The sequence below is a fragment of the Leucobacter luti genome, from assembly GCF_004217175.1.
Classification (GTDB): Bacteria; Actinomycetota; Actinomycetes; order Actinomycetales; family Microbacteriaceae; genus Leucobacter; species Leucobacter luti.
Map to the genome: position 1 here is coordinate 140,972 of NZ_SHKI01000004.1, position 23,227 is coordinate 164,198.

Genomic DNA, 23,227 nt, shown 5'->3' on the forward strand with positions numbered 1-23,227 from the left:
GACGGCGCGCGACCCTGAAAGACACGAACGGGGGCGCGGGATCTCTCGATCCCGCGCCCCCGTTCGTGTGCGTGCGTGCTAGTGCCAGAGCACCGCGAGCGCGACGTTGACGAGCGACAGCCCGGCGATTGCGCCGAGCACGCCGGCCGAGACGTTCTGCTTCTTGCGGTTCATGAGGATGATGACGATCAGCACGATCAGCACGACCGTCTTCACACCGATCTTCATGTTGTTGGGGGTCCCGCCCAGCATGTAGATCGAGCCGACCAGCAGCAGGCCGGTGACGAACAGCAGGTTCGCGCCGTGCAGGATCCCGGGCGTGATGCGCGCACGGGCCTCCTTCACGAGCGACAGCTGCGCGAGCGTGCTGCCGAACACCGCGCCGAAGCCGACGAGGTGCAAGACAACAAGAATTCCCTTAACGATTTCCATGATTCCCTATCCATTCAAGCTGTAGCTGCGTGCCTGCGGCGCCCCGCTCCGATCAGTGGAAGAAGTGCCGCTCACCGGTAAAGTACATCGTCACGCCTGCGGCCTCGGCCGCCGCGATGACCTCGGCGTCGCGCACCGAACCGCCGGGCTGCACGACCGCGCGCACGCCGGCGTCGAGCAGCACCTGGAGGCCGTCAGCGAACGGGAAGAACGCGTCGGATGCCGCCACGGCCCCAGCCGCGCGCTCCCCCGCACGCGACACCGCGAGCTTGCAGGAGTCCACGCGGTTGACCTGACCCATTCCGACCCCCACGGACGCCCCACCGTTCGTGAGGATGATGCCGTTCGACTTCACCGCGCGGCAGGCGCGCCAGGCGAACTCGAGCTCGGCGAGCGTCGCGGCGTCGGCGGGCGCACCCGTCGCGAGCTCCCACTCGGCGACGGGTGCGAATGCGCGGTCCGCGTCCTGCAGCAGGAACCCGCCGGAGACCTGGCGCAGTTCAACCGGGTTCGGCGTGAAGTCGGTCGGCAGCACGAGCAGCCGAATGTTCTTCTTTTGGCTGAGGATCGCGAGCGCCTCGGGCTCGAAGCCGGGGGCCACGACCACCTCGGTGAAGATCCCCGCCACGGTCTCGGCCATCGCCTTCGTGACGATCCGGTTCGCGGCGATCACGCCGCCGAACGCGGAGACCGGATCGCACGCGTGCGCGAGCTCGTGCGCCGCGGCGATCGGGTCTGCGGCCCCCTCCGGGGCGACCGCGAGGCCGCACGGGTTCGCGTGCTTGATGATCGCGACCGCGGGGCGCTCGTGGTCATAGGCGGCACGCAGCGCAGCATCGGCGTCAACGTAGTTGTTGTACGACATTTCCTTGCCGTGCAGCTGGCTCGCCTGCGCGATCCCCGCGCCCTCGTTCTCCGTGAAGAGCGCGGCGCGCTGGTGGCTGTTCTCGCCGTACCGCAGCACCGCTTCGCGCAGCCCAAAGATCTCGTAGCCAACGTAGCCGTCGGTCGCCTCGAAGATGCTGTCGACGTCGTCGCCCTCGGGCTCCTCGACCGGCGCGGCCGCGGCCGCTTCCCAACCGAGATCCTCCTGGTCGAGGAACCAGTTCGCAACTGCCGCGTCGTACTGGGCGGTGTGCACGAACGCCTCAGTGGCGAGCGAGCGGCGCAGCGCGAGCGTGGTGCCGCCCGCGGCGACGGCGGCGATGACCTCGTCGTAGCGGCCGGGCGAGACGACGATCGCGGCGTTCGCGTGGTTCTTCGCGGTGGCGCGCACCATGGCGGGGCCGCCGATGTCGACGTTTTCGATGACGTCCGCGGCCGGCTTGCCCGACGCGACCGTCTCCTCGAACGGGTACAGGTTCACCACGACGAGCTCGAACGGCGCGAAGCCGAGCTGCTCAAGCTGGGCGCGGTGATCCGCGAGGCGCAGGTCCGCGAGCAGGCCTGAGTGCACGGCCGGGTGCAGGGTCTTGACGCGCCCGTCGAGCGCCTCGGCGAAGCCAGTGACCTCCGCCACGTCGGTGACGGCGTGGCCGGCGTCACGGATCGTCGCCGCCGTCGAACCGGTCGAGACGATCTCAACGCCCGCCGCGGCGAGCGCGGCTGCCAGGTCGAGCAGGCGGGTCTTGTCACTCACCGAGATGAGTGCGCGTCGGACCGCGATCTGGTCGCGATGCTCGTAGAGGCTGGGGTCGTGGCTGCTGACTGCCATCGGGCTCCTTGATTCGTGGGGGGTGGCTATGAGCGGACGGCGGCGAGGTCGAGCTCGCCGGTCGCGATGTTGCGCACGGTGGCCACGAGAAGCGGGCGCTCCTCGCGCTTGATGCGCTCGTGCAGTTCGTCCTCGGTGTCGCCGGGACGCACGGGGACCGCGACCTGCCGCAGCACGGGCCCGGTGTCGACGCCCTCGTCGATCACGTGCACGGTGACGCCGGTCTCGGTGGCACCGGCGGCGAGCGCGTCGCGCACGGCGTGGGCGCCCGGGAAGGCCGGCAGCAGTGCCGGGTGCGTGTTGATGAGGTGGGGCGAGAACCAGCGCACGAAGCCCGCGGGGAGAATCCGCATGAGCCCGGCGGAGACCACGAGGCCCGGGTTCGGGCCGGTGCCCACGCCGTGCTCCTGGATCGCGGCGGCGAGCAGCTGCCCCCACTCCTCACGGGAGTCGTAGTCGCTCGGGCGGATCACGAAGGTGGGGATCCCGGCCGCCGTCGCGTAGGCGAGCCCCGGGGCGTCCGTGTCAGAACCGACACAGACGATCTCCGACGGGAACTCGGGGTCGGCGGTGGCGTCGAGCAGCGCTTTGAGGTTACTGCCGCCGCCGGAGATCAAAACTGCGAGTTTCAGCACCTGATCAGTCTACCCGCGGCGAGAGGGCGGTGGGCACGGCACGGGTGGGCGGCCGGGGCGGCGCCCCGCCAGACCTGGCTGGCTCACCCCCGCAGCACCTCGTTCACGATCTCCCAGGGTGCGTGATCGGCGTAGTGCGCGTCTTCCTGGGCCGCCCAGCGGTCCCAGTGGGGCGCGTACGCGGCGCCGTCGCGGGCGAGCGCCCGGGTGCGGCGCTCCTCGCGGGGAAGATCCAGCCACACGCTCCAGATCGAGTCCGCCCCCGGCTCGGTGGCGGCGGCACGCGCGCCGTGCGTCGAAACCCAGTCTCGAACCGCCTCAAGGTTCGCGGCGGTCACCGCCCCGCAGCCCTCCACGATGAGGGGCTTCCCGGGGTCGAGCTCGACCCGCTCGGCGAACTCGCCGCGGTTCCAGTCGAAGCGGCGGTAACTGCCAGCGCCCAGCGCATCGGTCACGGACCGGGAGCCGGCGGTAAGCCCGTCCCACCCGGGGTAGAGATCCTCGACACGCAGGATCTGTGCGTCGCGCCCCACCCCGCGGAGGCGACTGGCAAGCCGATCCGCGAGCACGGTCTTCCCGGCTCCTGAGCGGCCGTCGATCACGACCGCGTGTAACCTGTGCAAACCCATCAAAATTCCACTCTCGAACCAGCCCAGCTGCCGCTTGCGCGACTCCCCCCAGCCGAACGGTCCAACCGGAGCCGTTCGGCACCGAGCATAGCGGCGGCGGTGACCATTCCCAGCACAACCGCCCCCGCGAGTCCCGCACCGTACGCTCCGGGAGTTTGGTGCCCGATCAGCTCGGCGACCACCACGGGGAGCGTCTGTTCGCCGGGGCGCACCAAAAACGAGGTGGCGCCGAACTCGCCGAGCGACGCGGCGAAGGCGAACCCGAGCGCAAGCCCCGCGGAACGGCCGAGCAGCGGGAGGTCAATGGTGCGCAGCACCGCGCCCGGACCGGCGCCCAGCGTCGTGGCGGCGAAGCGCAGCGCCGGGTCGATCCCGCGCAGCACGGGCAGCAGCACCCGCACCACCAGCGGCAGCGCCACGAGAGCCTGCGCGATGGGGATCAGCGCGGCCGAGGTGCGCAGGTCGAGTCCAATCCCGAGCGGGCGGTGCATGGTGAGCAGCAGCCCGAAGCCGAGCGTCACGGCAGACACCCCGAGCGGCAGCATGACCACGCCGTCGAAGAGGCGCTGCCCGCGCCGAGCGGCCGGGCTCGCGGGGCGGCGCGACAGCACGAGCGCGATGAGCCCGCCGAGCACCATCGCGATGAGCGCCGCGACGAACGCGATCCTGCACGACAACCAGATCGCACTCAGCACCGAACCCTGCACTGGGAACTCGGGCGGCGGGCGCACCAGTGCCGCGTAGTTTCCAAGCGTCCAGTCTCCGGCCCCGGTGCGCAGCGAGCGCAGCACGAGCGTGAGGATCGGGGCCGCGTGCAGCAGCAGGATCGTCGCGGCGAAGACGATGAGCAGCGGGACGTCGCGCAGCGCCGGGCGGCGACTCCGTTGCCCGTCCGGAAGCAGTTGCACGGCCCGCTCGCCCGCGTCGCGGAGCCGCGAGGAGACCACAAGCACCAGGCCAACGAGCGCGAACTGTGCGAGCGAGAGCACCGCGGCGCCGCGCAGGTCGAGGAACTGCACCGTCATACGGTAGATCTCGGTCTCGACGTTCGCGAACTCACGCCCGCCCAGAATCAGCACGATCCCGAACGAGGTGGAGCAGAAGAGGAACACGAGCGCCGCCGCGGACGCGAGGGCTGGCCCGAGCGCGGGGAGCGTGACCGTGAGCCATGCCCGGACCGGGCTCGCGCCGAGCACCTGCGCGGCACGGTTGCCGCTCTCGTCGAGGCGCGCCCAAAAGCTCCCCACCGTGCGCGCGACCACGGTCACGTTGAAGAACGCGAGGGCCACGACCACCGCGAGGAGGCTCCGCTCAAGCTCGAGCGCCGCGAGCGGGCCACCCGGACCGAGCAGCGCCGAGAACGCAACGCCGACCACCACGGTGGGGAGCACGAACGGCACGGTCATCAGCCCCTGCAGCAGCGCTCGGCCGGGAAAGTCGAGCCGGTACAGCACGTACGCGGCGGGCACCCCCAGGGCTACCGACACGATCGTCGCAAGGCTCGCCTGCGCGAGAGTCTGGCCGATCACACGCCACGTTCGCGCAGCGCCGAACACCTCGGGGACCCCGCTCAGGTCCACGCGCCCGTCGGTGACGAATCCGGTAGCGATCAGCGACACGACCGGCCACACGAAGAACAGCAGCAGGAACGCGAGCGGGAGCGCGACGGCAAGGGTCCAGGCCGCAACGACCCAGGCCCCGCCGCCCCGCTGCGCCGCCGCCACCCGCTAGAGCCCGATCTGCTCGCTCAGCGTCTTGAGCCAGCCCTCCCGGCCGCGCTCGATCTCGTCGCTCGGCAGGTCGTTCAGCTGGGCCTCGCTGGGCTGCGGCGCAAAGCTCGCCCATGCCTCGGGCAGCGCCACATCGGGATCGACCGGGTACATGTACATCGCGTCGGGGATCGTCGCCTGGAACTCGCTCGAGGCGAGGTAGTCGATCACCGCGCGTGCGCCCTCGGGGTTCGCGGCCCCGGCGAGCACGCCCGCGTACTCGACCTGATTTGAGCAGGTGTCGAGCAGCGCGCGCGAGGTCGTCTCGGTGCCGTCTTCGCTCACCGTGAACGCCGGTGAAGAACCGTAGGAGACCACGATCGGCTTGGTGCCGTCGCCACCGCCCTGTGTGAACTGACCGTTGTACGCGTCGCTCCAGCCCTGTTCCACGCGCGCGCCATTGTCGATGAGGTCCTGCCAGTACGCCGCGAAGCCGTCCTCGCCAAACGCGGCAACGGTGCCGACGAGGAACGAGGCACCCGTTGAGGAGGCGGTCGGGTCGAGCAGCACCGTGAGGTCGGCGTACTCCGGCTTCGCGAGGTCCGCGTAGCTCTTCGGCTCGGCGACCCCGTGCTCGGCGAACCAGGCGGGGTCGATGTTGACGCACGTGGCGCCCTGATCGATCGGGGTGAGCGCGAACGGCGCCGCCGTGTCGGCCACTCCCGTGCCGCCGTCCGCACCGATCGCGATGTCGTCGAAGCCCGCAGACAGGCCGGCCGGCCGATACGGCTCAACCACGTCGTGTGCCACCAGCCGCGACGCGAAGATCGTGTCGACGCCAAAGAATGCGTCCGCGATCGGCGCCCCCTTCGTGAGGACCAGCTTGTTCGTGAGCTCGCCGCCGTCGCCGGCCGACACCACGGTCACGTCGTAGCCCGTTGCCGCGCTCGCGGCGGCGGCGAACTCCTCGTTCGGGAACGAGTCGTGCACCGCGAGCGTCACCGCTCCCGTGTCGGCATCGGCCGCGCCGCTGGACGCGGCCGGAGCGCAGCCCGCGAGCGCGAGGCCGAGCGCGGCGGCCAGCGCCGGGAGCGCCATCCTGGCGGTGAACCGGGGTGCGGTCCGAGTGTGTGCAAGCGTCATTGAAGAGTCCCTTCCTCCGCTGGTATGAACCAGATCAGGTTGAACGGTCGGAGCTCGCGTGCTCCCTCTCAGCCCCGCGCGCCGGGACTCCCGTGGATTGCGTCTCTTACCCTAGCGCCCGGAGCGCGGCCAGCGCCAACCCCGGCGCGACTCCCCGCCCGGCTCCGCGTCCTGGCCCAGCTCTCCCGTGTCCTCCCAGGAGTACGCACGAAGCGCCTCGGACTCGGTAATCCCCTCGTCCTCCGCTGCGGCCACGGGGTCCGTCGCGGGGTCCGTGGCCGCGTCGTCGTCCGGGTCACCGGCCGCGTCTCCGTGCGGTGTCGCGGCGGGGTCCGCGGGGAGTTCGGCGGCCGGCTCCGGGGGCCACTCGGGATCGTCCGCGGGCTCGGAGTCACGACCGGACCCCGGATCTGCCGCCGGCCCGGACTCCGGATCCGCCACCAGCTCGGACTCCGGATCCGCCGACAGGCCGGGCTCCGGCTCGCGCAGGGAGCGTGGGACCTGCGCCGCCGTCAGGTCCACGGTCGCCGCGGCGTCGAGCGGATCGATCCGCTCGGTCGCGAGCGGATCGACCTCCCGCGTCGCGTCCGGATCGTTTCCGCGATCGAGCTCGGTCTCCGCAAACGGATCGGCGGCAAACACCCCGGCGCGATCCGTCCCCGCGCCGTCCCGCGCGGAGCTTCCCGTGCCACGCAGGCGCCGCACGGCCTCGGGCATCGCGTCCGGGAGCGCGCCCCGGAGGCGACTCGCGTCGATCCGGAGCGCGACCGTGCCGAGCAGCAGTCCGCCGCCGAGCTCCGCCGCCGCGAGTCCGCCGACCAGCCACGGCGAGGGGCCCGTCTGAGCGAGCCGGTCCGGGCCGATCGCGCCCGTACTCAGGGCTGTCAGGCCGGCGAGCGCCACCCCGGCGGCTGCCGCCGCGAGCACGGGGATCGTCAGCGCGACCGGCCATGACGAGCGCCGCAGATCCGCGTTGCGCCCCAGCAGAACGGCGAGGGCAAGGCCGACGAGCACCACGAGCGCCGGCGCGAGCCCGCCCAGGCTCCCCCAGCCCTGCGGGATTGCCCCGAACAGCGGCAGCGCCGGGACGGGGCCGAGCAGGGTCTCGAACGGCGTCACCGAGCTCCCGGCGCCGACGGCGAAGCCGGCCCCCGTGAGCCACGCGATCGCCCAGAGCAGTGCGACGGGGAGGAGCGCAAGCTGCGTGAGGAAGAGCAGCAGGGATCCGAGCGGGTCGAGCTGCAGGTGCTGCGTGAGCGCGACGATCTCGCCGTAGCCGCCGAGCAGCGCGACGGTCACCGCCACCGCCGCGAGCAGCACCACCCCCGCGACCGCGGCGCCCGCGAAACGCAGCGCCTCCGCGGCGCGGAGCGGGAGCGCCGCCGCCCCGGGGATGCTCGCGCGGTCAACCCAGCGCTGCACCTGCCGCACCGCGGCCCCCCACCAGGGGTGCTCGTCACGCGCGGCGCGAATCAGGAAGGCGAGCGCGGCGGGCGCGGTGTAAACAAGCGCGGCCACCACGGCGACCCCGGCGTCTGGCCGCGTCACGAACGGGCTGGCGATGCCGGCGAGCACGAGCGCAACGCCGCCGAATCCGAGCAGGCCGCCGAGGAGACCGGCGGCGCCGACCCCGCCGCGCGCACCGAGCCGCCAGCCGGCGCGCGTGGCCAGCCCAGCCGTGATCAGGGTGATCCCGAGCGGAGCCAGACTCAGTACGAACGAGAGCTGTTCGGGGGCGAGCCCGAACGAGAGCGCGACCTCTGGCGTGAGGGTGAACGTCAGCGGCGTGAAGTGCGCGAGCGCCCAGGTCCCCGCGGCGCCCGCGAACACCGTTGCGGGCTCAGCACCCAGCCCGAAGGTGATCGTCCAGAGCAGGAGCGCGGGCACCACCACCACGGCATAGCCCACGGCCGCGGTGGCAGCCGCCTCGATCGCCGCGATCACCGCTGTCACCAAGGATCTCATTGCCGAAAGCTTACTCTGCGCGTCCTGCGCGCGGGCCCGGCCACGCGGCTGCGGTCCCGATCAGCCACCGCGCCGCGCGGCCTCGCGCGCGGCTCAGGCGCCCGCGTGGATCAGGCCGAGGATCTCGTCGCTCAGTTCCCGGAACTCCGCCGTGCGCTCGGAGGCGAGCGTGCGGGGGCGCGGGATTGGCACGGCGACGATCCGCTGCACGCGGCCGGGCCGCGGGCTCATCACGACCACCCGGTCGCTCGTGACCACGGCCTCGTCGATGTCGTGCGTCACCAGCAGCACCGTGAGCCGGTGCTGCTCCCACACCTCAAGCAGCAGCTCCTGCATGGTGCGGCGGGTCAGCGCGTCAAGCGCGCCAAACGGCTCGTCCATGAGCAGCACGTCGGGGCCATAGCTCAGCGAGCGCGCGAGCGCGGCGCGCTGCTGCATGCCGCCGGACAGCTGCGCCGGGTGGGAGGATTCGAAGCCGTCGAGCCCCACGAGCCCGATGAACTCTCGCGCGCGATCCGCCCGATCCGCGCGCGACAGCCCCGGTTCGCCGCGGAGGGCGAACTCGACGTTCTGCTGCACCGTGAGCCACGGCATCAGCGTCGCCTGCTGGAAGACGACGCCGCGATCCCGCCCGGGGCCGGTGATCGGCACCCCGGCCGCCTCGAGCGTGCCGGAGGTCGGATCGTCGAGCCCGGCGATCAGTGACAGCAGCGTCGACTTGCCGCAGCCGGAAGCACCGACGATTGAGACGAACTCGTTCTCGCCGACCTCAAGGTCGACCCCGTCGAGCGCCGTCACGTCGCCGAAGCGCTTCGTGAGACCCGCGACGCGGATCCGTGGTGGCGTCTGTGTGGCGGTCACGCGCGACCCTCCTGGTAGGCGAACATGCGACGGCCGGCCGCGCGCATGAGCTGGTCAAGGATGAGGCCGAGCATGCCGAGCACGAACACGTACCCGATAATGAGGTCGGTCTCGAAGAACCGCTGCGCCACGGTGATTCTGAACCCCATGCCGCTCGACGCGGCAACGAGCTCGGCGACCACGAGCCAGGTCCAGGCCCAGCCGAGCGTGATCCGCAGCGCGTCCCAGATGCGTGGCAGCGCGGCGGGCACCACGATCCGGGTGAGCAGCTGCGCCCAGCTCAGGCCGAGGGTTTCCCCGAGGCGCACGAGCGTGCGCGGGGTGCGGCGCACCGCGTCCGCGACCATGAGCACCTGCTGGAAGAACGTGCCCATCCAGATGATCAGGAACTTCTGGCTCTCGTCGATCCCCACCCACACGATCGTGAGCGGTACGAACGCCACCACCGGCATGTACCGGATGAAGTCCATGAGCGGCTCGAGCGCCGCTTCGATCCGCGCGTTGACCCCCATGAGCGTGCCGATCGGCACCGCCATCACGGTCGCCAGCGAGAAGCCCACGAGGATCCTGAACGAGCTCACGCCGATGTCGGCCCAGAGCTCACCGCTGGCGGCCTGCTCGGCGAGCGCCCCCAGCACCGCCCCGGGCCCGGGCAGAAACATCGGGTCGACGAGGCCGGTGGCGCTCACGAGCCACCACACGGCGATGAGCACCACGAAGGTCGCCACGGCGGTGCCGACGTAGGCGGGGCGCGAGAGTCGGTCGCCGATCCGCAGCCGCCTGCGGGGCCGCGTCGCCACGGGTGAAGGAGAGGTCACTGGTTCGAGGCTCGCGCTTATTCGCCGAGGAACTCGGCGCGGACGGCCGTCTTCGCGTCCACCGGGGCCTCGAGCAGGCCGATCCGCTCAGACACCGTGATCAGTGCGGGGAGCGTCTCGGTGAGGTAGGTGCCGGTCAGCAGCTCACGGTTCTCGGCGAGCGAGTAGTAGTGCACGCCGTCGAAGGCGGTCTCGAGGTCGGCAACGTCCGACCCCACACCCGTCGCGATGATCTCGCGCGCCTCCGCGGTGTGATCCGCGGTGAACGTCACGGCATCGTCCCAGGCGCCGAGCACCTCGCGCACCTCGTCCGGGCGCTCATCGAGCACCTCGTTGCGGACCACGAGCACGTCGGTGATGAGACCGGGGAACTCGCCCGCGGTGACCAGCGCACTCACGCCGGCGTCGGCGCCCAGCGCCTCGCTCACGTAGGGCTCGTAGGTGACGCCGGCGTCGACCCGCCCGGCGAGCAGCATCGGCGCGACCTTGTCGGCGGACGCCTCAACCACCTCAACGTCGTCGAAGCTCATGCCCGCGGCGTCGAGCGCCTCGGCGAGCAGAATCTCGCTCGTCGCCCCGCGCTCGAACGCGACCTTCTTCCCGGCGAGATCCGTCACCTCACTCACACCGGGGCCGCTCAGGATCGCGTCGGCCTCCGTCGCAGAGTCGAGCATCAGCACGATCGATACGTCGAGCCCCTGCTCGATGAACTGCAGCGCGGCCTGCGCGCCCACGTTTGCCATGTCGAGGCGGTTCGCGGCGAGCGCCGCGTTCACGTCGGCATCCGCGTTGAAGCTCGACAGCGCGACGTCGACGCCGCGGTCGGTGAAGAATCCCTGGTCCTCGGCCACATACCACTGGCCGTAGCCGAGCCACGGCTGCGTGCCCATACGGATCGCCTCGCCCGAGGCGGCGGCCTCCCCGTCGGAGTCGGCGGGCTGTGCCGCGCACCCGGCGAGGCCGAGCGCGAGCGCGGCGGTCGCCGCGGCGGTGACAGCGAGCGAACGGAGAATACGACGGGTCACGGCGGTCCTTTCGAAGCGGGTGCCGGCGCGCATTCGCGACGGCGCAACCTGGCTATTCTATGCGAGACCGGGCCGCTGGCTCGCCGCAGCCTGGTGCTCGGACTCGCCTCGTCGGGCCGCCGCCGCGGGGCCGGCCTCGCGCAGCAGCGCGGCCGCGTGGGTGCGGCTCTCCGCGCCGAGCTTTGCCAGGATGCTCGACACGTGCGTTTTCACCGTGGGAATCGCGATCCCGAGCCGCGCCGCGATCCGCGAGTTCGACTCCCCTGCGGCGAGCGCCGCCAGCACGTCGTGCTCCCTGCCGGTGAGGAATTCGAACCCGCTCGCCCCGGTTGGCGCGGCGGCGGGCTCCGCTTCGGCGGCGCTCGCACTCGCGAGCGCCGCGAGCGCGCGGCGGGTCACTCGCGGATCGAGCGCGCCCTCGCCGGCCGCCACCCGGCGCACCGCGTCGGCGAGCGGGGCCGCCTCCGTGGTCTTCAGCAGGAACCCGGCCGCGCCCGCGCGAATCGCGGCGAACACGAGTTCGTCCTCGTCGAAGCTCGTCAGCACGAGCACGTCGGCGGTGCCCTCGGTGACGATCTGCCGCGTGGCCGCGATCCCGTCGGTGCCGGGCATGCGGAGGTCCATCAGCACCACGTCGGGCGTGAGGGCCCGCGCGTTGCCCACCGCGGCGGCGCCGTCCGCTGCCTCCCCCACCACCACGATTCCGTGCCGCTCGAGAATCATGCGCAGGCCCTCCCGGATCATCGCGTGGTCGTCAGCGATCAGCACGGTGGGCGCCGGTGCTGCGACGCCCACACCGGCGGCTTCCTCGGCGTCTGTGCCCGCGGCAGGCGGGAGGTTCGGGGTGGCGCCAGCGACGGCGTTGGACCGCTCCGCGCCCCCGTCACGCACGCTCATCACCCAGCACCGCTCCGCGCCCCGCCGGCCGGCACCCGCCGGGCTCTGATTCGGGCAGCGGCAGCCACGCGACGACCTCCCAGGCCGACCCCACCGGGCCGGCGCGAAACCGCCCACCAATTGCCCCGACGCCCTCGGCGAGGCCGCGCAGGCCGAGTCCGTTGCCGCGCAGGCCCGCGTCGTCGAGGGCGCGGCCGCCACGGGACACCACGCGCACGTGGACACCGCCGCCGCGCAGCGCGACGTGCACCGCGACGGTGGCCCCGGAGTCGTGCTTCGCGCTGTTCGCCAGGCCCTCCTGCACGATCCGGCCAACGCGCTGATCCACGGCGGCCGGTAGCGCCGAGCTGACGCCGTCGTGCAGTTCAACACTGAGGCCGGAGCGTCGCGCCTCAGCGACCAGCCCGGGAAGCTGCGCGCGGCCGAGCGGTGCCGCGGCTGGGGCGGCCGGGTCGTCGCGGAGCACGGCGATCATGGTGCGCAGGGCCTCATGTGCCTGCAGACTCGAGTCGCGCACGGCCCGCAGTGCCGAGCGCTCGGGGTGTGCGTCCTCGGCGCGGGTCGCGGGTGCGGGTGCGGCGGCACTGGCCGCCGCGCTGGGGTGCGCTGGCCCGTGCAGGCTCAGCGCTGCTTCGCTGCGGATCGCGACCGCAGCGACGTGCCCGGCCACGATGTCGTGCAGCTCGCTCGCCATGCGCTCGCGCTCGTCTCGCACCGCGGCGGCGCGATCGAGCTCCGTGAGCCGCGCAAGGTCGGTCGCGCGCTGCCGGTACAGGGCGACGAGCTCGCGGGACTGCGCCACCGAGTTCGCGTACCAGTAGGTGGTGCCAAACAGCGCGCCAAGCTGCAGCGCGATCAGCACCGTGAGCTGCACGTCGCCCAGCAGCGCCTGGATTGACAGCGCCACGGCCACGAGCACCGCGATCCCCCAGCTCAGCACGGCGGCGCGCTGTCGCTGTGCGAGGCGCAGGATCACCGCGTGCAGCAGTTCGAGCACCACGAGCAGCGGGACGAGTCCCCCCACGGTGAGCGCATCGGCGAGAAAGATCCCAGCGGCGAGCCCGAGCCCGAGCCGCGGTGCGCGCCGCCGCAGCAGCACGGTCGCCGCGGCGGGGAGCGCGGTGACCAGCGAGGCCCAGCGCGATGCCGGGGGCTCGGGCAGCAGCGAGAGGTCGCGCCACAGCCCGCCAAAGCCAAGCGCGGCGAGCACAATCGCGAGCACTGCGTACAGCGCCGCGATCTGCCACGGCGCGATGCGACGCCGGCGCGGCAGCCCTCCCTCGTCCCCGTCCATGCGTCCTATCAAAACAGGAATTTGCCCGCACCGCCTCCGACCAAAGAACGATGCCGCCTCAGCCATCGTCCCGATGCGCGGGCCGCGCACTCGCCCGAGGCTTGCACCATGGACATGCTCACCTCGCTGCCGCTCCCCGCGGCACTCGCGATCCTCGCCCTCGTCGACGGGCTCAGCATCGGCACGCTCGTCATCCCGTTGTTTCTGATCATCGCCCCGGGGCGGCCGCGCACGGGGCGAGTCGCGCTCTACCTCGCCACGATCACGGCGTTCTACTTCGCGATCGGGGTGCTCTTCACGCTGGGGCTCGTCAGCGTGATCGACGTCGCGCGCGGGCTCGTGGACAGCACCGCCGGGCAGACACTGCTGTTGGTGGCCGGGCTCGCCCTGCTGATCGGCGGGATCGCGATCGGGGTGGCCGATTCCCGCCGCCGCACGGAGTCGGGCGGCGCGCTCCCCACCAGCGGGCGGCTGGTCACGTGGCGCGGGCGGCTGCTCGACGAGCGCGCCACGGGCGGCGCCGTGATGGGGGTCGCGATCGCCGCGGGTGTGATCGAGATCGCGGGGATGCTCCCCTACCTGCTCGGCATGACGATGCTCGCGGGCGCCCAGATTGAACAGGGTGGGCGCATCGCGCTGCTCGCGGGGTACTGCCTCGTGATGATCGTGCCCGCGCTCGCGCTACTCGGGGCGCGCGTCGTCGCGGCCCGAGCGGTCGAGGCGCCGCTGCGGCGCTTCAGCGGGTGGCTGCAGCGCACCGGGCCCGAGAACACCGCGTGGCTGCTCGGCATCGTCGGCTTCCTGCTCGCGCGGATGGCGGCCACCAACCTCGGCGTCGAGCTCCCGCTCGTGGGCGCGTAGCCCCGCTCATTCCGCACACGCGGCGATGCGCGGGACTGGCGGGGCACCGCGGCCGGGCCGCGCCCGGCGCTACCAGGCCGCGGCGACCGCCCGGTGCGCTTCGAACAGCGGCACCGTGGTGCCCTCGGGCGCGCGGCCGAAGCCACACTCGGTTGCCACGCCAAACTCCCGCGTCACGTGCTCGCGCGCGGCCGCGATCCGGCGCTCTGCACCCGTCGCGCCGTCCTCGCGGTGCACCAGACCGAGGTACAGCTCGGTCTCTTCGGGCAGCGCGAGCTCAGCGAGCGGGGCGTAGTACGCCGCGTCGTCGCGTTCGATCGGGACCGGCAGGTGCAGCCAGGTGAGCGGGCGCTGAGCTGCCGCGGCAACGAGGTTTGCGAAGCGGGTGAGGTGTGCCGTGTCGCTCGGCTCGACGAAGTGCCGCTCGGCAACGTCGCCGTAGCAGAGGTGCACCCCCACCTCGACGGCCGCGGGCACGCGGTCGATCTGGCGGGCGAGGCGCTCGCTGGTGCCCGCCCACGCATCGTCGAACCACTCGTAGCGGGTGCCGGCGTAGCTGGTCTGCTCGAGGATCGCGAACTCGAGCGCCGCGTCCCACTGGATCGCGAGCTCGGCGTGCGGGATCGCGGCGAGGATCTGGTCGAGCTCTGCGGCGAGCGCGGCCTCGTACACGGGCTCGAACGCCGCGCGATCCTCGGCCCGCACGAAGCTGCCGATCACACCGAGCGGCGTGGGGAGCGCCACCTGGAACCGGGTTCCCGCGGGAATCACGCCCTCGCGCTTGAGCGCCGCGAACGTCTCCCACGATTCGAGCGCCGCCTCCGCGTAGCCGAGCGGGGCGAGCACGAGCGAGGCCGGATCGGTGCCCTCGGCGATGCGCACGGGACGCAGGTCGAGCATGCGCAGCGGGATCGGGGTGTCGCCCACCTGCTCGATCCCCTCGCTCTGCGCGAGCCGGCCCGGCTGGAACGCGATCCAGTGGAAGCGCTCCCCCACCTCGCCGTCGGGGATCCGCTTCAGGTGGCCGCCGAGCTCGGCCGCGGCCGTGCGCATCGTGGTCTCGGCGTCATCGAAGTTGATGCTGCCCACGAGGTGGGCTCCCTGCGGCTGAGTCATAGCGTGTGCGCTCCCTGCGGTGTGGTGGCCTGGCTGCCGCGAACCGGCATCTGGTCAAGTATCGCCCACCGCGGGGCGGCCGGACGCGCGTGTGTCGGTGCGTGACGCGCGAATTCGTGCAGGAGATCCGAACTCAGGCGGACGCGCTCGCCGCGTTTCGCCCGCCTGAGTTCGGATCTCCTGCGCGAGTTCGGGGCGGGGCTCCGCGCGAGCGCGCAGACGCTGAAACGCACCAGGCCCGCCCGGCGGGTGCCGGACGGGCCTGGTGTGCAGTGAGCGGTTACAGTGCCGCGAACGCCGCGCGCAGCAGCTCGGCGGTCTCGGTGGGGGTCTTGCCCACCTTGACGCCGGCGGCCTCGAGGGCCTCCTTCTTGGCCTGGGCGGTGCCAGCCGAGCCGGAGACAATGGCGCCTGCGTGGCCCATGGTCTTGCCCTCGGGCGCCGTGAAGCCCGCAACGTAGCCGACGACCGGCTTCGTCACGTTCGCCTTGATGTACTCGGCTGCGCGCTCCTCGGCGTCGCCGCCGATTTCGCCGATCATCACGATCGCCTTCGTCTCGGGGTCAGCCTCGAACGCGGCGAGCGCGTCGATGTGCGTGGTGCCGATGACGGGGTCGCCGCCAATGCCGATCGCGGTGGAGAACCCGAGATCGCGCAGCTCGTACATCATCTGGTAGGTGAGGGTGCCCGACTTCGAGACGAGGCCGATCGGCCCCTTGCCCGTGATCGTTGCGGGGGTGATGCCCGCGAGCGCCTCGCCCGGCGTGATGATGCCCGGGCAGTTCGGCCCGATGATGCGGGTCTTGCCGCCGGTCGCCTTGGCGTGCGCCCAGAGCTCGGCGGAGTCCTTCACGGGGACACCCTCGGTGATGATCACGAGCAGGCCGATACCCGCGTCGATTGCCTCGACCGCGGCGTCCTTCGTGAAGGCCGGCGGCACGAACGCGACCGACACGTCGGCCCCGGTCGCGGCCATTGCCTCGGCGACCGTCGCGAAGACGGGCAGCTCGACGGGGTTGCCCGCGGCGTCGACGTGCGACACCGTGGTGCCGGCCTTGCGCGCGTTCACGCCGCCAACGAGCTGGGTCCCGGCCGCGAGCATGCGTGCGGTGTGCTTGGTGCCCTCGCCGCCGGTGATGCCCTGGACGATGACCTTTGAATCCTTGTTCAGGAAGATCGACATTCTGTTGCTTCTTTCCGTGAGTCTCGTCGGTGGGCTAGCGCGCGTTCGCGAGCTCGGCGGCCTTATCGGCGCCCTCGTCCATGGTGGCGGCCTGCGTGACGAGCGGGTGCGCGGCCTCGTTGAGAATGCGGCGCCCCTCCTCGACGTTGTTGCCGTCGAGGCGCACCACGAGCGGCTTGTTCGCCGCGTCGCCGAGTTTCTCGAGCGCGCCCACGATGCCGTTCGCCACGGCGTCGCACGCGGTGATGCCGCCGAAGACGTTCACGAACACCGACTTGACCTGCGGATCGCCGAGGATCACGTCGAGCCCCGCAGCCATGACCTCAGCCGAGGCCCCGCCACCGATGTCGAGGAAGTTCGCGGGCTTCACGTTGCCGTGGTTCTCGCCGGCGTAGGCGACCACGTCGAGCGTCGACATCACGAGGCCTGCGCCGTTGCCGATCACGCCGACCTCGCCGTCGAGCTTCACGTAGTTCAGATCCTGCGCCTTTGCCTTCGCCTCGAGCGGATCCTCGGCGCCCTTGTCGGCGAGCTCCGCGTGCTTCGGCTGCCGGAAGTCGGCGTTCTCGTCGAGCGAGACCTTGCCGTCGAGTGCAACGATGTCGCCGGCGCCCGTGAGCACGAGCGGGTTGACCTCGACTAGCGTGGCGTCCTCGCCGACGTACACCGCGTAGAGCTTCTCGAAGACCGCGGCGACCTTCCCCACGAGCTCCTCCGGGAAATTCGCGGCGCGCGCGATCTCCTCGGCCTTTGCGGCGTCGATGCCCTGAATCGGGTCGACCTCGATGCGGGCGAGTGCCTCGGGCTTCTCAACCGCGAGCACCTCGATCTCCATGCCACCCTCGACGCTGCACAGCGAGAGGTAGGAGCGGTTTGCCCGGTCCAGCAGCACGGAGAAGTAGAACTCCTGTGCAATGTCTGCGCCCGCGGCGACCATGACGCGCTTCACGACGTGGCCCTTGATGTCGAGGCCGAGGATCGCCTCTGCAGCTGCGTACGCCTCATCGGCGTTCTTGGCGACCTTCACGCCGCCGGCCTTGCCACGGCCGCCGACCTTCACCTGAGCCTTGACAACGACAACGCCGCCAATCTTCTCGGCGGCGGCGCGCGCTTCTTCGGGGGTGTCGGCAACGATGCCGGCAAGCACCGGCACTCCATATTCTTCGAAGAGGTCTCGTGCCTGGTACTCGTACAGATCCACGTACTGTCCTTTGGTTGGGGTCTAGGGACGCGAGGCAGAAAATGTCTCGATGTCGAGATAAGTCGACCACGCAGAAGCCTACCACTCTGCGGACTGAGAGGGCGCCCGCCCAGAGCGCGTCGGCGGCTACTCTTTGGCCGCGTACAGGAGGGCGTCCGCGCGCTGGATTGCGTCGTCGAGCTCCTCCGTGGCCCCCACCGCGACGAGCCCCCACGACCAGGAGTAGGGCGACTCCTCGCGCACGCGCTCGAGCTGCTGCTGCGCCTCCACGTAGCCCTGGCGGAACACCACGGCGAACTCGTCACCGCCGAGCCGTGCCACGATTCCGCCGGTGCGCCCGGTGATCCCGCGCATGCCAACGGCAGCCGACCAGCGCGCCACCGAATCGCGCAGGGCCTCGTCGCCCGCGGAGTGGCCGCCGTGCTCATTGAGCTGCTTGAAGCGGTCGAAATCAATGATCGCGACGGTGACGGGTTCGCGCGCGCGCCGTGCCCGCTCGCGCAGCTCCTCTCCGGCCGCGATCAGTCCGCGCCGGTTGAGCGCGCCCGTGAGCGGATCGGTGAGCGACTGCGTCTCGCCTTGCCTGCGCACCGCGCGGGCAGCCTCGAAGCAGAACAGCGCGATGAGCACCGCGTAGCTCACCATGATCCCCGCGGACCCCAGGTTGGCGCCGAGGTTCGGGTTCCACACGAGCGCGGAGCTGACCCGCAGAATACTCAACCCCATAAAGACGCGAGCAATCACGCTCGGGAAGAACCACCCGACGTACAGCGCGATCGCGGGGAGCTCAAGCAGGGCGTTGATCTCAGTGTGGGGGTGCCGGGCGTAGAGCAGGAAGAAGGAGGACCAGATCTCTACGAGCGCGACCATGAGCATCCCGGCCCACGTGGGGTACAGGTGCCCCAGCACGAGGGGGAAGATGCCGGCCACGATGTAGACGGAGATCCAGAGCTGCACCGAGGCGCGATGAAACTCGGGGTGCGGAAAGAGGATGTCCGCGAGGAACACGAGCGCGAGCAGGATCGGAATCAGGGCGCTCACGAACGAGAACGGCGTCTGCCAGCGCACGAACCGTACGCAGAGGTCTTGCACGTATTTGAAACCGCGGGAGATGGCGCGCACTAGGGAAGCCCCTCTCGGTGCTGGCGTTCCCGGCGCACGCGCTTCCACTCAAACTGCGTGGCGTCCGCGCGCGCGAGCAGCGCCTCGGCGCTCTCGCCGGGCACCGCCTCAGCGACACCCCAGGTCCACGGGTGCTCGGATACCTCGCGCAGGCGGTCGACGATGACCTGCGCCTCGAGCGCGTTCGCCCGCGGCAGCACGAGCACGAACTCGTCGCCGCCCAGCCGGGCAATGACATCGCCGGAGCGAATCTCCGACCGCCAGGCACCGATGGTGTGGCTCAGCACGAGGTCGCCCGCCGCGTGCCCGCGAGAGTCATTGAGCTCTTTAAACCGATCGAAGTCGACGACCACGACGCTCAGCGGCACACGGTTGAGTGAGCGCTTGCCGAGCTGGTACTCGAGCCGATCCAGCATCCCCTGTCGGTTGTAGGCCCCGGTGAGCGGGTCGACGGTGGCGACGCGCATCTGGCGGCGCCAGAGAAACATCCCCGCGGCGAAGCAGAAGAGCATGCCGAGAATGCCGTGCACGGCGACCGGGGTGCCGATCGCCCCGGTGACGGAGAGCAGCGGGTTTTCGGCCATCACCCAGCTGAACACGATCACGCAGGTCGTGATCAGCGCGAGGGCCAGCCGCGGCCGCACAAACCAGCCGAGGTAGAACGCGACCACCGGAAGCTGCTGCACCGATGCGATCACCGAGGCCGGGTCGTCGGAGCGGCTCAAGAAGTATGCCTGAGCGATCAGGAACACGAGCACCGAGACCACACCGACCCAGACCGGGACCCGGCGTCCGAAAGCGAAGGTTGCGGCGGCCCCGCTCAGGCAGAAGACCAGCAGGACCCACACGAACCAGCGATTGTCCATGTTGTGGTGGAAGACCACGTCGACGACGAGGGTGAGGCTCAGCAGGAGCGCCGCAAACGTGAGGTAGTAGGAGTGCGCGTCTTGCCGTCGACGCAGCCGGCTCAACACCCCCGACATGCCGCACCGCCCCGTTTTCCGCGCGCCAAAACACGCCGTCCCATATTCCCCACAGGTAGCGTACACACTTCCCCCTAGGAAAAGCCAAGACTTTTCATGAGGAAGAGACGATTTCGCGGTTTCTCAGCCTCTGTCAGTACACTCGTTTCAGCCGAAGCCTTGCTCACACCCGAGCACTCCCCCGACCCGGCTTCGGCCGGAGTTGACACGAGTGACCACCACTGGAGTTTCGAAGCCCGAAGGGCTCCGCGCCCGCAAACGCCGCGCGACGGAGAACGCGATCGAGACGTCCGCAGTCTCACTCGCCCTTGAACTCGGTGTTGAGAACGTGACGGTCGAGGCGATCTGCGAGCGAGCGGACATCTCGCGCAGCACGTTCTTCAACTACTTTGCGGCGCGCGACTACGCGATCGTGGGTCGCGCCATCAACCTGCCCGACGGCACCGAGGCCTTCGGCATCCTCGACAGCAGTCCCAACGATCTCACGCTCGGAATCTTCAGGCTTCTCTTCGCGGCGATCGGCCACAACTACGTCAACACCGAGGTCGCCCGCCTGCGCGTGCAGCTCGTCACCGAGCAGCCTATCGCCGGACGCATGACCATGTCCGCACTGCTGGAGTCCGGGTACGCCCTCACCGCGACCGCCGCCGCCTGGCTGCACGCCCACCCCGAGCACGCGCGCCTGGGAGCGCCCGAGCGCGAGGCGGCACTCGCGGTGTCGCTGGTGCACGGCATCATCACCACGCAGATGGTTGAGTGGACCACCGAGGATGGCGACGTGACCGCAGACGAGAGCGACTTCACGCGCGCGATCCAGGAGTACCGCGCCCTCATCGGCTAGTCCTGCAGGTAGCGCCGCGGCTCGGCACGCAGCGTGCAGCGTGCCGCGTGCCGCACGCAGCTCTGAGCGCGGCGAAGCCCCCGGCGCGGCCGCGCCTCGCGGGCGAAACCGCGCCTCGCGGGCGAGACCGCGCCACGCGGCGCCTAGTCGAGCTTGGTGATCGGCGCGAGCTTCACGAGCAGCTTGCGCTCACCGACCGAGTCGAACACCACGTGCGCGATGCGCTTCGTGCCGGCCCCCGTGACGCTCGTGACCCGGCCCTCGCCGTAGTCGTCGTGGCGGATCCGGTCCCCCATCTCGAGTTCGAGATCACCGTTGTCGCGAGTGCCCGCGCCGATCGTGTTCGGGAAGCCGCCGCCCGCCGCCTGCGCGGCCTTCGCCGCCCGCTTCCGCTCGCGCCACTGCTCGAGCGCCGACTGCATGTTGCCGCTCGCGGGCTCGGACACCGCGGCTGATCCGGATCCCCCGGAGCCAAACGACACGGCCGACTCGGTGCTGCGGCCGCTGCTGCGCGAGTACCCGCTGCCGGGGCGCGCCGGGGCGTTGAGCGCGCGGGAGGCGGTGCCGCCGCGGCTGGTCACCTCTCCCGGGGACTGCCGCCAGTCGATGAGCCCCTCAGGGATCTCCTGAAGGAAGCGCGACGGCATCGCGACGGACACGTCGCCGAACGTGGCGCGGGTCGACGCGAGCGTGAGGTAGAGCCGCTCGCGCGCGCGGGTGATCCCCACGTACATGAGCCGCCGCTCCTCGTTGACCCCGCCCACCTCGTCAACAGACATCTGGTGCGGGATCAGGCCCTCCTCGACGCCGGTGATGAACACCGACCGGTACTCGAGGCCCTTTGCCGTGTGCATCGTCATGAGCGACACCGTGCCGCTCGAATCGTCGAGATCATCGGCCGCGGCCACGAGGCTCACCTCGGTGAGGAACGCGAGCAGCCCGGCACCCGGTTGCTTCACGTCAAACTCGCGGGCAACGGCGAGCAGCTCCTCGAGGTTCTCGGCGCGCGCGTCGTCTTGCGGGTCGCGGCGCGCGCGCAGCTTCTCGATCATCTCGGTCTCGTCAAGGATGAGCTTGAGCAGGTCGCCCACCGGCGCCGGCTGCTTCTCTGCCGCGTCCTCTCCCGGGGCGGCCGAGGCGTCGGTGGCCCCGCCGCCCACCGCCATGCGCGAGGCGCGGCTGAGCAGGTCGCCAAGCCCCAGGATCGACGCGCGCACCTTGGGGCCAAACGAGAGCTCACCGCAGCGCAGCATCGCCTCGTGGAAGTTGATGCCCTGCGCCTCCTGGAAGTTGGCGAGCTGCGCCTCCGCCATGGGACCGATGCCGCGCTTTGGGGCGCCAAGCAGCCGCGACCAGGTGATCGGATCGTACGGGTTGGCGATGCTCGTGAGGTACGCCATCGCGTCTTTCACCTCGGCGCGCTCGTAGAACTTCGTACCGCCGAGCACGCGGTACGGGATCGCGGCGCGGATCAGCAGCTCCTCGAGCGCTCGCGTCTGCGAGTTCGTGCGGTAGAAGACGGCGATGTCGTTGTAGTCGAGGCCCTCGCGGTGCAGATCCTCGATCTCCTCGGCAACGAAGCGCGCCTCGTCGTGCTGCGAGTAGCCGGTGAAGCCCACGATCTTCGCCCCGTCGCCCTCGGAGGTCCACAGGCTCTTTTCCTGGCGATCGAAGTTGTTGCCGATCACCGCGTTGGCGGCCGACAGGATGTTCTGCGTGGAGCGGTAGTTCTGCTCAAGCTTGACCACCTCGGCGCCGACGAAGTCGCGCTCGAACTCGACGATGTTGCGGATGTCGGCCCCGCGGAACGCGTAGATCGACTGGTCCGAGTCGCCCACCACGGTGAGGCTCGCTCCGGGGATGCGGCCCGAATCGTCGAGCTCGCGCTCGCGCGCCGGCGGCACGAGCCGCTCGACCTCCTCCGGGGCCACGGGCTTGGTGAGCTCGCGGATCAGCGAGTACTGTGCGTGGTTCGTGTCCTGATACTCGTCGACGAGGATGTGCCTGAACCGGCGCTGGTACACGGCCGCCACATCTGGGTGCGCGCGGAACAGGTGCACGGTCTGGCCGATCAGGTCGTCGAAGTCGAACGCGTTGGCCCGGCGCAGCTCCTGCTCGTACGTGCGGAAGATCTCGATGAACAGTCGCTCGCGCGGATCCCCCTCGACCGCGGTGGCCGCGTAGGTGTCCACGTCGGTGAGCTCGTTCTTGAGCCGGGAAATCTTGGACCCCGAGTTGGCCGGCGTGAACCCGTACGTGTCGGCGTCGAGCTCCTTGATGATGCGCTTCAGGAGCGCGCGCGAGTCGGCGGAATCGTAGATCGTGAAGCCCGCGACGTAGCCGAAGCGCTCGGCCTCCCGGCGCAGGATCCGCACGCACGCCGAGTGGAACGTGGAGACCCACATCCCCTCCGCGGCGTCGCCCAGCAGCCCGGCGATACGCTCGCGCATCTCGGCGGCCGCCTTGTTGGTGAACGTGATCGCGAGGATCTGGCTCGGCCAGGCCTCACGCTCGCGGATGAGGTGCGCGATGCGGTGCGTGAGCACCCGCGTCTTTCCTGATCCGGCGCCGGCAACGATCAGCAGTGCCGGCCCGCGCGCGATCACCGCGCGCTCCTGCGCGGGGTTGAGCCCCTCGAGCAGGGGGTCAACGCCGCCAAAGGCACCGCCGAGCGGGGCGCCGGGATCCAGAAGTTCGAAGTCGCTCATTGTGGGGTCCAGTCTAGGCGGCACCGCTGACACTGGGATCCGCCAGCTCCACGGATCGACGGCCGCACCCGCACCGGCTCGCAGCGGGGC

The 23,227-nt window shown here is 70.9% G+C and carries 20 protein-coding genes and 1 riboswitch; of the genes, 2 read left to right on the forward strand and 18 right to left on the reverse strand.

Going from position 1 to position 23,227, the window contains the following annotated elements; genetic code table 11:
• Nucleotides 1-78: 78 nt before the first annotated feature.
• The 12 genes from EV139_RS07005 to EV139_RS07060 all read right to left on the reverse strand — a co-directional run bounded on the left by EV139_RS07005 (nucleotide 79) and on the right by EV139_RS07060 (nucleotide 13,122).
• Nucleotides 79-432, reverse strand: a complete 354-nt coding sequence (locus tag EV139_RS07005; protein ID WP_130453632.1) for a hypothetical protein — start codon at nucleotides 430-432, stop codon at nucleotides 79-81.
• Nucleotides 433-484: 52 nt separating this feature from the next.
• Nucleotides 485-2,146: a bifunctional phosphoribosylaminoimidazolecarboxamide formyltransferase/IMP cyclohydrolase gene (gene purH / locus EV139_RS07010; RefSeq protein WP_130453633.1), complete on the reverse strand. Its 1,662-nt coding sequence runs from the start codon at nucleotides 2,144-2,146 to the stop codon at nucleotides 485-487.
• A 26-nt stretch (nucleotides 2,147-2,172) separates the two neighbouring features.
• Nucleotides 2,173-2,781 (reverse strand): phosphoribosylglycinamide formyltransferase, encoded by a 609-nt coding sequence (gene purN, locus EV139_RS07015; RefSeq protein ID WP_130453634.1) that lies wholly within the window; start codon nucleotides 2,779-2,781, stop codon nucleotides 2,173-2,175.
• Nucleotides 2,782-2,864: 83 nt separating this feature from the next.
• Nucleotides 2,865-3,410, reverse strand: a complete 546-nt coding sequence (locus tag EV139_RS07020; protein WP_130454000.1) for a nucleoside/nucleotide kinase family protein — start codon at nucleotides 3,408-3,410, stop codon at nucleotides 2,865-2,867.
• Entirely contained in the window at nucleotides 3,410-5,134 is a 1,725-nt protein-coding gene (locus EV139_RS07025; RefSeq protein WP_130453635.1) for an ABC transporter permease, read from the reverse strand. Before EV139_RS07025 ends, EV139_RS07020 begins: the two co-directional genes overlap by 1 nt.
• A 3-nt stretch (nucleotides 5,135-5,137) precedes the next feature.
• The gene (locus EV139_RS07030) at nucleotides 5,138-6,262 is read right to left on the reverse strand and encodes a thiamine ABC transporter substrate-binding protein (RefSeq protein ID WP_130453636.1); all 1,125 of its coding nucleotides are present in this window, start codon (nucleotides 6,260-6,262) and stop codon (nucleotides 5,138-5,140) included.
• Nucleotides 6,256-6,366, reverse strand: a riboswitch (TPP riboswitch). Its footprint overlaps the gene before it by 7 nt.
• Before the next feature lie 7 nt (nucleotides 6,367-6,373).
• Nucleotides 6,374-8,227, reverse strand: a complete 1,854-nt coding sequence (locus EV139_RS07035) for a cell division protein PerM (RefSeq protein ID WP_130453637.1) — start codon at nucleotides 8,225-8,227, stop codon at nucleotides 6,374-6,376.
• Between the two features lie 93 nt (nucleotides 8,228-8,320).
• A complete protein-coding gene (locus EV139_RS07040) occupies nucleotides 8,321-9,088 on the reverse strand; it encodes an ABC transporter ATP-binding protein (RefSeq protein ID WP_130453638.1) in 768 nt (255 codons plus the stop codon).
• Nucleotides 9,085-9,906: an ABC transporter permease gene (locus EV139_RS07045; protein WP_198677485.1), complete on the reverse strand. Its 822-nt coding sequence runs from the start codon at nucleotides 9,904-9,906 to the stop codon at nucleotides 9,085-9,087. Before EV139_RS07045 ends, EV139_RS07040 begins: the two co-directional genes overlap by 4 nt.
• A gap of 17 nt (nucleotides 9,907-9,923) precedes the next feature.
• Nucleotides 9,924-10,931, reverse strand: a complete 1,008-nt coding sequence (locus tag EV139_RS07050) for an ABC transporter substrate-binding protein (RefSeq protein ID WP_157993009.1) — start codon at nucleotides 10,929-10,931, stop codon at nucleotides 9,924-9,926.
• Nucleotides 10,932-10,988: 57 nt separating this feature from the next.
• Complete coding sequence (locus EV139_RS07055) at nucleotides 10,989-11,675, reverse strand: response regulator (protein ID WP_237464846.1); 687 nt, start codon at nucleotides 11,673-11,675, stop codon at nucleotides 10,989-10,991.
• 139 nt (nucleotides 11,676-11,814) lie between these two features.
• On the reverse strand, nucleotides 11,815-13,122 hold the full coding sequence (locus tag EV139_RS07060; protein WP_130453642.1) for a sensor histidine kinase: 1,308 nt from the start codon (nucleotides 13,120-13,122) through the stop codon (nucleotides 11,815-11,817).
• A gap of 108 nt (nucleotides 13,123-13,230) precedes the next feature.
• Here EV139_RS07060 and EV139_RS07065 point away from each other — a divergent pair, with 108 nt between their 5' ends.
• The gene (locus tag EV139_RS07065; RefSeq protein ID WP_130453643.1) at nucleotides 13,231-13,983 is read left to right on the forward strand and encodes a GAP family protein; all 753 of its coding nucleotides are present in this window, start codon (nucleotides 13,231-13,233) and stop codon (nucleotides 13,981-13,983) included.
• A 69-nt stretch (nucleotides 13,984-14,052) separates the two neighbouring features.
• Here the strand turns inward: EV139_RS07065 and EV139_RS07070 are convergent, their stop codons facing one another.
• From EV139_RS07070 to EV139_RS07090, 5 genes are all read right to left on the reverse strand, one after another.
• Nucleotides 14,053-15,099 carry a hypothetical protein gene (locus tag EV139_RS07070; RefSeq protein ID WP_130453644.1) on the reverse strand — a complete coding sequence of 349 codons (1,047 nt, stop codon included), beginning with the start codon at nucleotides 15,097-15,099 and terminating at the stop codon, nucleotides 14,053-14,055.
• A 280-nt stretch (nucleotides 15,100-15,379) separates the two neighbouring features.
• Nucleotides 15,380-16,282, reverse strand: coding sequence for a succinate--CoA ligase subunit alpha (gene sucD, locus EV139_RS07075; protein WP_130453645.1), 903 nt, complete (start codon nucleotides 16,280-16,282; stop codon nucleotides 15,380-15,382).
• Between the two features lie 34 nt (nucleotides 16,283-16,316).
• Complete coding sequence (gene sucC, locus EV139_RS07080; RefSeq protein ID WP_130453646.1) at nucleotides 16,317-17,483, reverse strand: ADP-forming succinate--CoA ligase subunit beta; 1,167 nt, start codon at nucleotides 17,481-17,483, stop codon at nucleotides 16,317-16,319.
• Between the two features lie 126 nt (nucleotides 17,484-17,609).
• On the reverse strand, nucleotides 17,610-18,605 hold the full coding sequence (locus EV139_RS07085; RefSeq protein ID WP_130453647.1) for a GGDEF domain-containing protein: 996 nt from the start codon (nucleotides 18,603-18,605) through the stop codon (nucleotides 17,610-17,612).
• Complete coding sequence (locus EV139_RS07090) at nucleotides 18,605-19,588, reverse strand: GGDEF domain-containing protein (protein WP_130453648.1); 984 nt, start codon at nucleotides 19,586-19,588, stop codon at nucleotides 18,605-18,607. The genes EV139_RS07085 and EV139_RS07090 overlap by 1 nt, the downstream gene beginning before the upstream one ends.
• Nucleotides 19,589-19,799: 211 nt before the next feature.
• Here EV139_RS07090 and EV139_RS07095 point away from each other — a divergent pair, with 211 nt between their 5' ends.
• A complete protein-coding gene (locus EV139_RS07095) occupies nucleotides 19,800-20,429 on the forward strand; it encodes a TetR/AcrR family transcriptional regulator (protein WP_130453649.1) in 630 nt (209 codons plus the stop codon).
• 143 nt (nucleotides 20,430-20,572) lie between these two features.
• On the opposite strand, the gene EV139_RS07100 is transcribed toward EV139_RS07095, so the two are convergent.
• Entirely contained in the window at nucleotides 20,573-23,137 is a 2,565-nt protein-coding gene (locus EV139_RS07100; protein ID WP_130453650.1) for an ATP-dependent helicase, read from the reverse strand.
• Nucleotides 23,138-23,227 lie beyond the last annotated feature (90 nt).

Bases quoted from the DNA above. Each gene is read 5' to 3' on its own strand.
- EV139_RS07005 (WP_130453632.1), bottom strand. From the start codon at position 432: ATGGAAATCGTTAAGGGAATTCTTGTTGTCTTGCACCTCGTCGGCTTC.
- purH (WP_130453633.1), bottom strand. From the start codon at position 2,146: ATGGCAGTCAGCAGCCACGACCCCAGCCTCTACGAGCATCGCGACCAG.
- EV139_RS07020 (WP_130454000.1), bottom strand. From the start codon at position 3,410: ATGGGTTTGCACAGGTTACACGCGGTCGTGATCGACGGCCGCTCAGGA.
- EV139_RS07030 (WP_130453636.1), bottom strand. From the start codon at position 6,262: ATGACGCTTGCACACACTCGGACCGCACCCCGGTTCACCGCCAGGATG.
- EV139_RS07035 (WP_130453637.1), bottom strand. From the start codon at position 8,227: ATGAGATCCTTGGTGACAGCGGTGATCGCGGCGATCGAGGCGGCTGCC.
- EV139_RS07055 (WP_237464846.1), bottom strand. From the start codon at position 11,675: ATGATCCGGGAGGGCCTGCGCATGATTCTCGAGCGGCACGGAATCGTG.
- EV139_RS07060 (WP_130453642.1), bottom strand. From the start codon at position 13,122: ATGGACGGGGACGAGGGAGGGCTGCCGCGCCGGCGTCGCATCGCGCCG.
- EV139_RS07065 (WP_130453643.1), top strand. From the start codon at position 13,231: ATGGACATGCTCACCTCGCTGCCGCTCCCCGCGGCACTCGCGATCCTC.
- EV139_RS07070 (WP_130453644.1), bottom strand. From the start codon at position 15,099: ATGACTCAGCCGCAGGGAGCCCACCTCGTGGGCAGCATCAACTTCGAT.
- sucD (WP_130453645.1), bottom strand. From the start codon at position 16,282: ATGTCGATCTTCCTGAACAAGGATTCAAAGGTCATCGTCCAGGGCATC.
- EV139_RS07090 (WP_130453648.1), bottom strand. From the start codon at position 19,588: ATGTCGGGGGTGTTGAGCCGGCTGCGTCGACGGCAAGACGCGCACTCC.
- EV139_RS07100 (WP_130453650.1), bottom strand. From the start codon at position 23,137: ATGAGCGACTTCGAACTTCTGGATCCCGGCGCCCCGCTCGGCGGTGCC.